Source organism: Viridibacillus sp. FSL R5-0888 (assembly GCF_038009105.1).
Classification (GTDB): Bacteria; Bacillota; Bacilli; order Bacillales_A; family Planococcaceae; genus Viridibacillus; species Viridibacillus arenosi.
The window spans coordinates 3,947,857-3,961,887 of record NZ_JBBPAU010000001.1; the positions used below are offsets into that span (position 1 = coordinate 3,947,857).

The 14,031-nt window shown below is 38.6% G+C and carries 14 protein-coding genes; 6 read left to right on the plus strand and 8 right to left on the minus strand.

Going from position 1 to position 14,031, the window contains the following annotated elements; genetic code table 11:
- Nucleotides 1-20: 20 nt before the first annotated feature.
- Entirely contained in the window at nucleotides 21-1,184 is a 1,164-nt protein-coding gene (locus MKY02_RS19545; protein WP_076034270.1) for a pyridoxal phosphate-dependent aminotransferase, read from the plus strand.
- A gap of 167 nt (nucleotides 1,185-1,351) precedes the next feature.
- On the opposite strand, the gene MKY02_RS19550 is transcribed toward MKY02_RS19545, so the two are convergent.
- The 6 genes from MKY02_RS19550 to MKY02_RS19575 form a co-directional block, all read right to left on the minus strand.
- Complete coding sequence (locus MKY02_RS19550) at nucleotides 1,352-2,551, minus strand: glycine C-acetyltransferase (RefSeq protein WP_179078261.1); 1,200 nt, start codon at nucleotides 2,549-2,551, stop codon at nucleotides 1,352-1,354.
- 305 nt (nucleotides 2,552-2,856) lie between these two features.
- A complete protein-coding gene (locus MKY02_RS19555; protein ID WP_038180250.1) occupies nucleotides 2,857-3,498 on the minus strand; it encodes a YczE/YyaS/YitT family protein in 642 nt (213 codons plus the stop codon).
- A 124-nt stretch (nucleotides 3,499-3,622) separates the two neighbouring features.
- On the minus strand, nucleotides 3,623-4,108 hold the full coding sequence (gene ybaK / locus MKY02_RS19560; RefSeq protein ID WP_038180252.1) for a Cys-tRNA(Pro) deacylase: 486 nt from the start codon (nucleotides 4,106-4,108) through the stop codon (nucleotides 3,623-3,625).
- A gap of 14 nt (nucleotides 4,109-4,122) precedes the next feature.
- Nucleotides 4,123-4,773 (minus strand): hypothetical protein, encoded by a 651-nt coding sequence (locus MKY02_RS19565; RefSeq protein WP_038180254.1) that lies wholly within the window; start codon nucleotides 4,771-4,773, stop codon nucleotides 4,123-4,125.
- 120 nt (nucleotides 4,774-4,893) lie between these two features.
- Nucleotides 4,894-7,077, minus strand: a complete 2,184-nt coding sequence (locus MKY02_RS19570) for a DNA topoisomerase III (protein ID WP_038180256.1) — start codon at nucleotides 7,075-7,077, stop codon at nucleotides 4,894-4,896.
- 16 nt (nucleotides 7,078-7,093) lie between these two features.
- Nucleotides 7,094-7,687 carry a TetR/AcrR family transcriptional regulator gene (locus MKY02_RS19575; protein WP_038180258.1) on the minus strand — a complete coding sequence of 198 codons (594 nt, stop codon included), beginning with the start codon at nucleotides 7,685-7,687 and terminating at the stop codon, nucleotides 7,094-7,096.
- A 73-nt stretch (nucleotides 7,688-7,760) separates the two neighbouring features.
- Here MKY02_RS19575 and MKY02_RS19580 point away from each other — a divergent pair, with 73 nt between their 5' ends.
- Nucleotides 7,761-7,949 carry a heavy metal-binding domain-containing protein gene (locus tag MKY02_RS19580; protein ID WP_051448581.1) on the plus strand — a complete coding sequence of 63 codons (189 nt, stop codon included), beginning with the start codon at nucleotides 7,761-7,763 and terminating at the stop codon, nucleotides 7,947-7,949.
- Nucleotides 7,946-8,140 (plus strand): heavy metal-binding domain-containing protein, encoded by a 195-nt coding sequence (locus MKY02_RS22105; protein ID WP_051448582.1) that lies wholly within the window; start codon nucleotides 7,946-7,948, stop codon nucleotides 8,138-8,140. The genes MKY02_RS19580 and MKY02_RS22105 overlap by 4 nt, the downstream gene beginning before the upstream one ends.
- On the opposite strand, the gene MKY02_RS19585 is transcribed toward MKY02_RS22105, so the two are convergent.
- Together MKY02_RS19585 and MKY02_RS19590 are read right to left on the minus strand one after the other, a co-directional pair.
- Nucleotides 8,099-8,662, minus strand: coding sequence for an NADPH-dependent FMN reductase (locus MKY02_RS19585; protein WP_038180259.1), 564 nt, complete (start codon nucleotides 8,660-8,662; stop codon nucleotides 8,099-8,101). The genes MKY02_RS22105 and MKY02_RS19585 overlap by 42 nt on opposite strands.
- 220 nt (nucleotides 8,663-8,882) lie before the next feature.
- The gene (locus MKY02_RS19590; protein WP_038180260.1) at nucleotides 8,883-9,683 is read right to left on the minus strand and encodes an oxidoreductase; all 801 of its coding nucleotides are present in this window, start codon (nucleotides 9,681-9,683) and stop codon (nucleotides 8,883-8,885) included.
- Nucleotides 9,684-9,829: 146 nt separating this feature from the next.
- Here MKY02_RS19590 and MKY02_RS19595 point away from each other — a divergent pair, with 146 nt between their 5' ends.
- The 3 genes from MKY02_RS19595 to abc-f all read left to right on the plus strand — a co-directional run bounded on the left by MKY02_RS19595 (nucleotide 9,830) and on the right by abc-f (nucleotide 13,465).
- On the plus strand, nucleotides 9,830-10,909 hold the full coding sequence (locus tag MKY02_RS19595; protein WP_038180261.1) for a PseG/SpsG family protein: 1,080 nt from the start codon (nucleotides 9,830-9,832) through the stop codon (nucleotides 10,907-10,909).
- 80 nt (nucleotides 10,910-10,989) lie between these two features.
- Nucleotides 10,990-11,178, plus strand: a complete 189-nt coding sequence (locus MKY02_RS19600) for an SE1832 family protein (RefSeq protein WP_038180262.1) — start codon at nucleotides 10,990-10,992, stop codon at nucleotides 11,176-11,178.
- A gap of 724 nt (nucleotides 11,179-11,902) precedes the next feature.
- Nucleotides 11,903-13,465 carry a ribosomal protection-like ABC-F family protein gene (gene abc-f / locus MKY02_RS19605; protein WP_038180267.1) on the plus strand — a complete coding sequence of 521 codons (1,563 nt, stop codon included), beginning with the start codon at nucleotides 11,903-11,905 and terminating at the stop codon, nucleotides 13,463-13,465.
- Nucleotides 13,466-14,031 lie beyond the last annotated feature (566 nt).

Sequence of the window (14,031 nt, forward strand, 5' to 3'; positions counted from 1 at the left end):
TCAAGGGGGTTTGTTCGAAGATGGAATTTTCAACGAGATTACAACAGTTGCCGAAGCAGTTTTTCGCAACTTTAGTACAAAAAGTAGGTGCCGCAGTTGCGGAAGGTAGAGATGTCATCAATTTAGGCCAAGGAAATCCAGACCAACCAACGCCTCCTCATATTATAAAAGCTATGCAGGAAGCTGTTATTAATCCGCAAACTCATAAATACTCTCCATTCCGTGGCTTGCCAGAATTCAAGGAAGCCATTGCTGAATTTTATGCGCGAGAATACGGCGTTGAAATTGATACAGATACGGAAGTAGCCATACTTTTCGGCACAAAAATTGGTGTAGTTGAATTACCTTTAGCTATTATGAACCCTGGTGATTCAATGCTACTCCCAGACCCTGGTTATCCGGACTATTGGTCAGGCGTAGCACTAGCGGATGTCAAGTTCGATACACTTCCATTACTAGCGGAAAACAACTTCCTACCTGATTACACAACTGTGTCAGATGAGGTAAAAGCTCGTGCGAAATTAATGTATTTAAATTACCCAAACAACCCAACTGGTGCTGTTGCTAATTTATCATTTTTCGATGAAACTGTGCAGTTTGCGAAAGATCACGATATTGCAGTAATGCATGACTTTGCATATGGAGCAATTGGATTTGATAGTGAAAAACCAGTGAGCTTTTTACAAGCTGAAGGTGCTAAAGATGTCGGGGTTGAGTTGTATACTTTATCGAAAACGTATAATATGGCCGGTTGGCGGGTCGGCTTTGCCGTTGGTAACGCAAAGTTAATTGAAGCATTAAATTTAGTACAAGACCATTTATTTGTCAGCCTATTTCCTGCTGTGCAAGAGGCTGGTATTGCAGCACTTTCTAGTTCACAAGATTGTGTAACTGAGTTAGTGGCTATGTATGAAAGCCGCCGGAACGCATTAAAAGTCGCTTGCGATCGTATTGGCTGGGCAGTGACAGCTCCAAAAGGATCATTCTTTGCATGGCTTCCTGTACCAAAAGGATATACGAGTGAAACATTTGCTGATTTATTGCTAGAACAGGCTGATGTAGCAGTTGCTGCGGGTAATGGTTTTGGTGAATATGGAGAAGGGTACGTACGTGTTGGCTTACTTGTTGATGAGGACAGGCTTCATGAAGCAATAACTCGTATCTCAAAACTAAATTTATTTTAAGTATTTATAAACTGAAAAGCTAACTTATCTCATAAGTTAGCTTTTCAGTGCATGGGTTTAATAAATATATCAATAAAACAGTCACATAATCACAGATGGTTATAGATTTAACAAAGAAAATTTCCTAATAAAATGCCCAGCACACATAGCGCTGAGCATTTTTTATATTAAAAAATTACGCCTAGCTCTTTACCTACTTTTTCATAAGTCGCTAAAGCTTCGTCTAGCATTTCTTTTGTATGTGCGGCAGTTGGCATATTACGTACGCGTCCAGTGCCTTTTGGTACAGTTGGGAAGACGATTGATTTAGCGTATACGCCTTCTTCAAAGAGACGAGCAGAAAAGGCTTGAGTTAGTTTTTCGTCACCAATGATACACGGTGTAATCGGTGTTTCAGATGCGCCGATGTTAAAACCAAGTTTTTTCAGACCCGCTTTTAAATAATCGCCATTTTCCCACAGTTTATCGCAAAGTTCTGTTGAATCAATTAACATTTGAACAGCTGCAGTGATTGCAGCAACATCACCTGGTGGTAAAGCTGTTGAAAATAAAAATGGACGAGAACGTACTTTTAACCAATCAATTAAATTCTTCTTACCAGCTACGTAACCACCTACTACACCAATTGCTTTAGACAGTGTACCGATTTGGAAGTCGATCTCTTTTTCTAAACCGAAGTGCTTCACAGTACCTTTCCCTTTACCTGTTACACCTGATCCATGAGCATCATCCACATATGTAATAAGATCAAATTCTTTCGCAATTTCTACGATTTCAGGAAGTTTTGCGATATCTCCATCCATTGAAAACACACCGTCAGTGATGACCATTACTTTATTGTATAAGCCTGATTCAGTTGCTGCTTTTGCTTTGGCACGTAAATCGTCCATGTCAGAGTGATTAAAAGCAATAATTTTTGCTTTTGATAAGCGACAACCATCTATAATAGATGCGTGATTTAGTTGATCAGAAAGGATAGCATCATTTTTATCCATAACAGCCGAAATGGCTGCCATATTACAGTTGAATCCTGATTGATATGAAATGGCTGCTTCTGTACCTTTAAATTCTGCTAGTTTCTCTTCTAATTTAACGTGAAGATCGAGTGTACCATTGATTGTGCGGACTGCTCCAGCACCTACGCCGTATTTTTCGATTGCTTCTTGAGCAATTTTCTTTAATTTATCATTTGTTGCTAAGCCAAGATAGTTATTTGAAGATAGGTTGACCAAATTTTTGCCACGCACTTGAATAACTGAACCGTTCGGGCCTTCTACTGGATCTATTTCGTTGTATAAGCCTTGGTCGCGCAGTTGTTGCAAGTTGTCGTCTACGAATGTGTTCAGTACGTTTGACAAGAATATCATCCTTTCAATTTTCGATAAAAATATTGTAGCATACTTTCATCGTTATTTGTACATCTGAAAAGAACTATTACCAACAGCGATATGAAATTCATTGCAATAACTAGACATACTGTCCTTACAAGAAACACAGTTGTACACTCAGAAAAATTAGAATACTTACTTTTCTAGATTATTTTGATGGAAACAGTACATTCTATTAAGTAATTCATCATTCATAACCTCTTCTAAATTTCTCTGTTATGACTCACTCATCTTATTCTAGAGTACTAAAAAAGTGAGTAGACAATTATCTACTCACTTTCTACTTATTTCGTTAACTCTGAAAATGTTACTTGTTCTTCGCCAATACATTTCAATAATAATTTGCGGCTATACGCAAGCGAAAATTGAACAATAGGACCAAGACCAAATGCCATAAGGACAGTACCAAGACCTACAGGACCACCAAGTAACCATCCTGCTACAGCAACTGCAATTTCCATAATTGTACGGGCTTTAGTAATACTTAAACCCAGCTTGTCTACAGCTAAAAGCATCAAGCTATCACGAGGACCTGCCCCAAGATTTGCTGAGATGTACATTCCGCCACCTAAACCTATTAAAATAATACCGATTACGAAGCTAAGAAATTGTAGTGCTAAATGATCAACATCAGGCAATAACCAATTGAAGAAATCAATAAAAATACCGATACACACCATATTGATAAAGGTCCCTATCTTAGGCAATTGACGAGTACCAATTGCTGTAATACCAATAATAATTATGCCAGTAATAATTGACCAACTACCAATGGAAAAACCGAAGTTTTTGAATAGACCTATATGCAGTACATCCCATGAGCCTACCCCAAAGGTTTGCCCTTTAATTGTTAACGAAACACCGAGCGCAATGACGATAAGTCCCGTCATAAAAAATCCCCAGCGCCAACTATTTATTTTATTCACTAGAATCCTTCTTTCTACAGAAAAATGAAAAGCCCTCTACGCAACAAGCATAAAGTGGCTTTTCAATGATAACTAAACTATTATAACAAAATTCGTTCCTATTTAAAATAATACTGTCCTAGATTTATATAATAGCTGCGAATTTCGCATCGATGATTTTTGCTAAAACGGCCGGTTGGATACATATTTGCATGCCTATTTTCCCTGCACTAACAAAGATACGGTCAATCGTTTTTGCTGATTCATCTATGAAGGTTGGGAATAACTTTTTCATACCAATAGGCGAACAGCCACCTCTAATATACCCTGTAGTTGGCAATAAATCTTTGACAGGTAGCATCTCTATCTTCTTTTCCCCAACAGCCTTTGCAGCAGCCTTTAGATTAAGCTCTGCTGCTACCGGAATGACGAAAACGTAAAATCTCCCTTTACTAGCTGTAGAAATGAGCGTTTTATAAACACTCTCGACAGGTTGCCCAATTTTACCTGCAACTGAAATACCATCGACTTGACCGTCTGTGATTTCATATTCTGTCAATGAGTATGGGACTTTTTTTTGGTCCAATAAGCGCACTGCATTTGTTTTTTGTACTTTTGCATTTTTAGCCAAAACATTCACTTCTCCTAAGCAATACGATAAAAGCTAGGCTGCGTCACTCTAAATCCTGATTTCGCCATCTGCACATGATATGAATAGCGAGAAATTGCTCGATCAAATAGACGCTGTTTAAGCTTTTGCTCTAAAGTTTGTGTTGAATTTGTTACTTGCCCAAATTGATTAGTAGAATCTTCTGTTGTAACTGGTTGTTTTACTTTGGTGATTTGATCACGAGTTTGCTGGATTATCTCATTTTCGTCTTCAGTACGTACATCTTGTCTCATTGGTTCTAATGCTGAATGGTGAACTCTCTCTAACACTCCAGTTGTTTTTTCGAGCGTAGCACTAGTAGAGGAACGCATTTTCTCAATAACCTGACTAACTGCAACTGAGGTCTCAACTAATGGTGATGTCTGTTCCATGTTATCTTTTGCTTTAGCACGGAATTCATGGTCCTTTTGTTGAAGCTCACGAATAGCAGCTTGGACTTGCGGCTGATGTTGTTTTTCCTTTTTACCCGTTAGCAAATCCATTAGCTCTTCCAAAGCTGGATTCGACTTTGGTTGAAAATACTGAGCTGTTTTACGATAAGCATCACCTGCATTCTTTTGCCTAAGAGCTCGTTTACGATTTTCAATGTCTGTATACTGATTGTTTAATCGAGCAGCTAATTTCATGCAAATCACCTCTTTTCTAATACCATTATAGTTAAAACCTATTTTAACACCGTTATCTGAAAATTCAAAAGGTCGTTGTTCTCAAATGTTCATAAAATTTTATTGGTAAAAAATACCCATTTATTCATCTTTTGTTCCTAAAAGTTTCTTCAGTGCCTCTGCCATTGCATTGTTTTGTGGTTGATCATCTTGTTTTTTCATATATTTTTGGACTTCTTTTTTAGAAACCTTTGTATTACCAGTTTCCTTCTTACGTTTCTCAAATACCGATAATTTTTCACGATGGCCACATGAGCAAACGAAAATGCGTCCTTCTCCTTCACCACGAAGTTCCAATTTCTTATGACAAACTGGACAGCGCGCATTCGTCACCATTGATACTTTTTTCTTGTGACCACAAGCTCGATCTTGGCAGACAAGCATTTTACCACGTTTACCATTCACCTCAAGTAATAATTTCCCACAATCTGGACATCTTTTCCCTGTAACATTATCATGCTTGAATTTTTGATCGCTCTTCTTAATATCACTAACAGCTTTTTCAGAAAAATTAACCATATCATTAATGAAATCCGATTTTTTTGCTGAACCTTTTGCAATTTTCGTTAATTGTTGTTCCCACTCTGCAGTTAAAGCAGGTGATTTTAAATCTGTCGGTACTAATTCTAAAAGCTGACGACCTTTAGAAGTAGCATGTAGGTCCTTACCTTTTTTCTCAATTAAAAATGAATTAAATAGCTTCTCAATAATATCTGCACGTGTTGCTACAGTGCCAATACCACCTGTTTCACTTAACGTTTTGATTAAGTCCTTCGACTCACCACTCATAAATTGTGCTGGATTTTCCATCGCAGCTAGTAATGTTCCTTCGTTGAAATAGGCTGGTGGCTTTGTATCACCTTGTGTCATTGCAATGGCGCGGATAGCGATTTTATCACCTTTATTGTAGCTCGGTAGTGAACGCTCATCTGTGTCGTCATCATCATCTTGTTGATATACACGTTTCCAGCCCTCATCACGAATTGTACGGCCTTTTACTTTAAATACTTCATTACCCACAGCTAACGTAACCGTTGTTTGATCATATTGGAACGGGCCAAAGAAAACAGCTAAAAACCGTTTGACAATTAAATCGTATAAGCGACGTTCTTTATCAGACAAATCTTGTAAAATAGCCACTTCTTCAGTTGGAATGATCGCATGGTGGTCAGATACTTTTGCATTATCAATAACACCCTTTTGTGGTTGTACTGAATTGTTACGAAGTAAAAGGTTCGCTGCAGCTCGATTATCCCCAACAGCCGATGCTTTAATACGTTCCTTTAATGTGCTCTTCATATCATCCGTTAAATGCTTTGAATCTGTACGCGGATAAGTAACTACTTTATGACGCTCATAAAGATTTTGAAGCGTTGAAAGTGTTTCTTTTGCAGACCAGCTCCAACGCTTATGTGCCTCTTTTTGTAGCTCAGTCAAATCAAATAATGCTGGGGCAGATTGACGTTTTGGGGACGTTTGAATATCTTGAATAACCCCTTCAGTTACAGAGTCTAATTTTTTTAATAACTGTTCAATTTTTTCCTTTTGGAAAGACTGAGATTGATTATTTTGACGGTCAAACCAAGTGAATTTTGTTTCGTTTGTATGTGCTTGTAAGCCATAATACGTTTTTGGTTTAAAGTTTTTAATTTGTTGTTCACGTTCTGCAATCATTGCAAGAGTAGGTGTTTGTACACGGCCAGTGGATAATTGCGCATTATATTTAACTGTCAAAGCACGTGTGGCATTAATGCCAACAACCCAGTCAGCTTCTGCACGTGCTACAGCTGCCTCATATAAATGTTCATAAGAACGGCCATCTTTTAAGTTTTTGAAGCCATCTTTAATAGCTTTATCCGTCACCGACGAAATCCATAAACGTTTAACAGGTTTACGGCATTTCGCTTTTTCTAATATCCAGCGAGCTACTAGCTCCCCTTCACGCCCTGCATCTGTTGCTATAATAATCTGATTGACGTCTTGACGTATTAATTGTGCTTTCACTGCATTGTATTGTTTTGTTGTTTGACGAATAGGTACTAGTTTGAAAGGATTCGGTAATATCGGTAAATCTTCCATCTTCCACTCTTTAAACTTCTGATCGTACTGTTCTGGATCAGCATGAGTAACTAAATGGCCGAGTGCCCAAGTAACAATATATTGAGGCCCCTCTAGAAAGCCATTACCTTTTTTTGTACACCCTAAAACACGTGCTATATCGCGTGCTACAGATGGTTTTTCTGCTAAAACTAAGCTTTTTCCCATATAAATTCTTATCTCCTTATTTTAACGTTTGTAAATGTTCATGTAATACATGCTTAATGATTTCAGGCGTAAATTTATCTGGCAGCATGATGCAATGATAGGACATCCCTTCAAGGAGGGCATATAATCGAATGACTTCTACATCAATATCCAAATCTTCTCTTGCCTCTTTTAAGAATATTAGTAATTCAAGTATCGTTCTCAAAATTTGATAGGAGTTTTCTAAAAGCTCCTGACATTTTGCCCGAATGGCTTCATCCACTAATGCTTTAGATGAAAACGATAGCCAAACCTCCATTTCTAATTTTCTTTCTAAATCTAACGGCAAAAACTGACGTAAGACTTCTAGTATATCTTCTATTGAAGGACCGTTGCCAAATAAACGCATCGCTTCAATTCGTTCATCCGATTTTTTTCGAATTAGTTCCATTGAATAAACTAGTAGATCACTTTGTGTTGAAAAATAGTGCCTTAAAGAGCCAACAGAAAGATTTGCTTCTTGTGCAACGTTGCGCACACTTGCATTTTCCAGTCCCTCTCTTCGAATAACTGCCCAAGTTGCTCGAACAATTTTTTCTCTTTGTACTTCAAATTTATTTATCTTTTCCATTACCCAATCATAACACATTGAACGTTTTTAATACAGTTGTGCTACTTTATTAGTGCAGTTGTATTAATTTTGTGTGCAAGAAAATTTAAAAATACTTATTACAACAATTGAAGAAGTGATAACTGTAGTAGAGGGGGTAATTGTAACTTCCAAAAATATTGGTCGTGATATTCTTGGCTCTTTAAGAGGCACTATGAGTGGGGAAAATAAATCGTATACTGAAATGACAAAACAGCACTTGAAGATACAAAGAATCGAATGATTGTGGTGGCAAAAGAAAAAGAGGCAGATGCTGTCATAGGTGTTCTGTATACATCTGAGTTTATGAAAGATGCAACGGTTAATGTGTGTGCATATGGCACAGCAGTAAAATTTATACAAACTAAAAAGGAGTGGCAAAAGCCACTCCTTTTAATGTTGGTCGATTGGTTCCTTCGGAAGATCATTACTTAGTTCGCAGTACTTCCCGAATACTCGTACTAATTCTTGTAATCGTTCAAGAACATTTTCATCTATGATGTTGTTGTCTTTATCAAAGTGACTAGCATGTGTGTATACGTAGTTTGGAGTTACGAGTGCACGGAAGTAGTCGAGGATTGGTTTTAGTTGGTTTTCTACAACTAGGTGATGTTGTTGTGTACCACCATTAGCTACAATTGAAACCGGTTTGTAGCGCAAAGCTTTAGGGTGTAGGAAATCAAATGCATTTTTTAATACGCCTGGAATTGATCCTTGGAATATAGGTGTAGCTAAAATATAACCGTCTGCTTCCTCGAATTTTTTCACAAGTGTTTTCATATCAGTATTATATTGATCAAATGGACGACCATCGACAAATTGATGTTCGAAGTCTGCTAGATGTAATAATTCTAGTTCTAAGCTATCATCAAATTCTTTAATATATGTCTCTATTTGTTTTAAAATTGCACCAGTTTTTCTTCCGATAATTGTACCGTCTACAAGTAAGATCTTCATAGATGTTACCTCCAATTCAAAATTCCTATCGTTATTGTAACAAATGCAGATTCTTTATATAAGGTGACAAGCACAATTTCGACATAATTTCAGTCTTTAGACGGAACAGAAAACTACATTTTTCGCCAAACAAAGTAAACCACCCTACTTAAACAAGGTGGTTTACTTTGAAAATTATTTTTTGACAAAATTATTAACTATCTTCAACAGTTTTTGAATATTACTGTTTATCATTTAACGGTTTGTCTATTTTTTCTTCTTCAAGTATTTCCTTTTCAATGAAAATATCTTGACGTTTCTCCCAATTAAAGATAAGTTCTTCGTCAATTATTTCCTCATGATCATCAACTAATGGGTCTATCTTTCCAATCATTGAAATTTCTGCAGATTCTAATACCCTGACTTTTTGTTTTGTATTTTTTATAGCTACACTATACATAGCTTTTGCTAATGTATTGGCAGCGATAGCACGGTACTTTTTAAGTGGACCACTGAATATAGGATTCAAGATATTCATTACAGCTCCACTAATTTTCTCTGCTGGGCGTACTTCCTCACGATTTCCCAACAGTAACGATGGTCTAAAAATCGATAATTGAGGTAATTCCAGTGCCATTAAATTTTGTTCCATTTTCCCTTTTACTTGATTGTAATAGAAATTAGAATTTTTATTTGCACCCATAGCTGAAATAACAAGTATATGCGGGATACCACATTTTTTTGCTATCGATGCGATATTCACTGGATATTCAAGGTCAACTTTTTCAAACATAGCCTTTGAGCCTGCCTTTTTACGTGTAGTACCTAGGCAGCAATAAAGTTCATGGGAAAATTTGAAATCTATTTCTTCCAATTGATCGAACTGACGAATTTTCACAATAAGTTTTGGATGTTCAAAATTCAAGGCACGGCGAGCAATTACTGTAATCTCCGCGTACTCTTCACTCTCACAAAGGACTTTGACAAGCTCCTGTCCAGTCAAGCCAGTTGCTCCAACGACAATTGCTGAACGCATCAACATAACTGTTCACGCCCCTTCCTATTCTATATACCGTCCAAAATGAAGGATAGTTTAGCCTATGTATCTTACATTCTAGTGATTTTACAGACATAATCATTAATTTTCCACCATAAAGTAGATAGATAAGTTGAAAGGATGGGATTTAAATGACTAATAACCAAACAGAAAATCATTCTAAAAAAACGATTGCATTTGCGGTTGAAGTTTCATCACATAATGACCTATACCCTGTTGAAAGAATCGCAACACTTGTTAAGATGTTCAGCGATGAAAAAATTCTCATTTTCATTAAGCAACCTTCTGAGTTAGCCTTGAAAAAGCTAGCAGCGACAGGAATAGAGCCTATTTCTTACCGCGATCAAAAACAGTTGCTTCAATATATATCGAAACTAAAGCCTGATTTACTTGTACGTGATGGCATAAATACAGAACTCGAAGATACGGAGAAATTAAAAGAAATTGTCCCTGCTCTCGTTCATTTTGATGATTTTGGCGAGGGAGGTAAAGCAGCTGATTGCGTGTTGCATACACTTTATAGAGAAATTCGAGAAAAGGTAGACCCTCATTACTTAACTGGCCCATCTTCATTTGTTGTACCTGAAAAAATTGCAGCCATTACTTCTACTGAAGATGAAGGAGAAAGACCTCATATTGTCGTCGTATATGAAGGTAGTGATTCGGAAAATTTAACGTATCGAACAATGCGCCACTTAATGCAACTGCAAATTCCTGTACGTATCTCTGTATTAGTAGATCCTTCATACGCACATGATATAGATGAATTGAATATGATGGCTTTAAGTCGTAGGAATATTACTGTTATACAAGCTGCTGATATGCTTGAAACTCTACTTTCCCAAGCCCAAATCGTCATTTGTGCAGCAAGTTATACCCCTTACAAAGTTGCTGTTGTAGGCATCCCATGTATCGTCATCTCTCAAAATGAAACAGAAATCATGCACGCATTCCCTCGTGATCAAAATGGTTTTATTCAACTTGGAAGTGGTCGCAAATTAAAACAATCTCACTTGCAAAATGCTGTTATGGAACTACTTTTACACGAAGCACGTCGCGACCGCGCCATTCGAAACCAAAAAAAGCTCGATCTACAAAGTAACAACCATTACATCTATTCCATGCTCATTAATTTTGCGCACAGAACACCAAAAACACAGGCTTTTTTAGTACAAGATCACACCAAGAAAACGCCACGTATGATACAATAATAAAAAAGCTGTGTTGAAATTAGTCGCAGTTCCAGAATTAGACATTACAATAGTCGAAATCTATATAAAGGAGTATTTTCATGCCTACTAAAGCCGAAATAGAATACCAAATATTAGAACTAAAAAGCGACTACATCCGTCATCAAGGTGACATCGAAAAACTCGATTCAATAGGTAACGGATCAGCTGTCGAACAGGCCGAACAGCGCCTAAAAGACATGGAGCAACAACTAGCCGAATTGAACAAACAACTCGCAGCGTTGTCATAACTGCGGGTTTTTTTTATTGTAAAAGCTGATGGCGCTCGTTCAGCTGCGAGGTCGTTGGAAGACGGAAGCCAAAGTCGCTCTTTGACTTTGAGCGCCCGACTGAAACGACCCAAGCAGCTAGCGCCTGAAGCTGGATATCTCATCTAAATGCTGATGGCGCTCGTTCAGCTGTGCGGTCGTTGGAAGGCGGAAGCCAAAGTCGCTCTTTGACTTTGAGCGCCCGACTGAAACGACCCAAGCAGCTAGCGCCTGAAGCTGGATATCTCATCTAAATGCTGATGGCGCTCGTTCAGCTGTGCGGTCGTTGGAAGGCGGAAGCCAAAGTCGCTCTTTGACTTTGAGCGCCCGACTGAAACGACCCAAGCAGCTAGCGCCTGAAGCTGGATATCTCATCTAAATGCTGATGGCGCTCGTTCAGCTGTGCGGTCGTTGGAAGGCGGAAGCCAAAGTCGCTCTTTGACTTTGAGCGCCCGACTGAAACGACCCAAGCAGCTAGCGCCTGAAGCTGGATATCTCATCTAAATGCAAAACCGCCTTTTAAAGGAAAGCAACCTAAGTTTGCGACGTCCTGTCGCAACGGTTGCATGATCAACGTCATGTTGACCTAAAATCGAACTACTAACTATAACAAAAAATACGAATTGCTTCGTTTGCAATCATGCGTTTGGAAATGAATATTTTTTTACAAAGTGCAACTATCGTATTTTATATGGAGGACAAAATAATGAGTATCTTAACAGTTGAAAATCTTGGCCATACATTCGGCGACCGTACACTTTTTAAAGATGTATCGTTCCGTATCGTAGAAGGCGAACATGTTGGTCTTGTTGGGGCTAATGGTGTAGGAAAGTCCACATTAATGAGTATCATCACGGGACAATTAATCCATGACCAAGGCAAAGTTGAATGGTTACCGAACACACATTACGGTTACTTGGATCAGCATACTGTGTTAACACCAGGTAAAACGATGCGTGAAACTTTACGCGATGCCTTTTTACCGCTTTACCAAAAAGAATCTGAGATGAACGAAATTACAGGCAAAATGGCTGAAGCAACACCTGAAGAGCTAGAAGAATTATTAGAACAGATGGCTGAAATTCAAGATGCTTTAGATGCTGGAGATTTTTATACATTAGATATGAAAATTGAGGAAGTTGCACGTGGACTTGGTTTAGATGCAATCGGCCTTGAGCGTGATGTAACAGCACTTTCTGGTGGTCAACGTACAAAATTATTACTTGCGAAGCTTCTATTAGAAAAACCAAAAGTTTTATTACTTGATGAGCCTACCAACTACTTGGATGAAGAGCATGTAACTTGGCTTTCAAATTATTTAAAAGGTTACCCACATGCATTCTTCTTAATTTCACATGATACAGAATTTATGAATGGCGTTGTCGATGTTATTTTCCAATTAGAATTTTCAAAACTAACTCGCTACACTGCCACTTACGAAAAGTTTTTAGAACTAGCTGAAATTAACAAGCGTCAACATATCGATGCTTATGAAAAGCAACAAGAGTTTATTAAAAAACAAGAAGGCTTTATCGCAAAAAATAAAGCACGATATTCTACTACTGGACGAGCTAAGTCGCGCCAAAAACAATTGGATCGCATGGAACGTATTGACCGTCCAGAAACAGCAGCAAAACCTAAGTTTAACTTTAAAGAATCACGTAGCTCGGGTCGTTACGTCGTAGAAGCTGAAAATTTGTTAATTGGCTACGACAAGGACAAACCACTATTACCACCACTTACTTTCGAAATTGAACGTGGTGAAAAAATTGCCCTTGTAGGTATGAATGGTGTTGGTAAATCAACACTACTTAAAACAATGCTTGGCAAAGTTCAGCCTCTTGGTGGTAAAGTAACGCGTGGTGACTTCCTCTTCCCTTCTTATTTTGAACAAGAAGTTAAAGCCGGTAACATCACACCAATTGAAGACGTTTGGAATGCATATCCAAGTTTGGAGCAAAGCCAAGTACGTGCCATTCTAGCATCTACTGGTTTGAAAAACGAGCACATCTCACGTCCATTAAGCCAACTTAGCGGTGGAGAACAAGCAAAAGTTCGTATTTGTAAATTAATGATGGATGAAAGTAACTGGATGCTATTCGATGAACCGACAAACCACTTAGACGTTCATGCAAAAGAAGAATTAAAACGAGCTATGAGAGAATACAAAGGCACAATCATCCTAGTCAGCCATGAACCTGAATTTTACGAAGGTCTAGTTACAAAAGTATGGGACGTAGCAGAATGGTTCTCAACTGGACATCAATAACTAAATGCTGAAGCGGCCCGCTCAGCCCCGACAAGCACTGGAACTTTCGAATCGAAAATATCTTTTCAATTTTCGACCGAGAAAGTGGAAGTGACCTCGAGGGGTTGGCCGCTGAAGCTGGATATCTATCTAAATGCTGATGGTGCTCGTTCAGCTGCGAGGTCGTTGGAAGACGGAAGCCAAAGTCGCTCTTTGACTTTGAGTGCCCGACTGAAACGACCCGAGCCGCTAACGCCTGAAGCTGGATATCATCTAAATGCTGATGGCGCTCGTTCAGCTGCGAGGTCGTTGGAAGACGGAAGCCAAAGTCGCTCTTTGACTTTGAGTGCCCGACTGAAACGACCCGAGCCGCTAGCGCCTGAAGCTGGATATCATCTAAATGCTGATGGCGCTCGTTCAGCTGCGAGGTCGTTGGAAGACGGAAGCCAAAGTCGCTCTTTGACTTTGAGTGCCCGACTGAAACGACCCGAGCCGCTAGCGCCTGAAGCTGGATATCATCTAAATGCTAAAGGCGCTCGTTCAGCTGCGAGGTCGTTGGAAGGCGGAAGCCAAAGTCGCTATTTGAC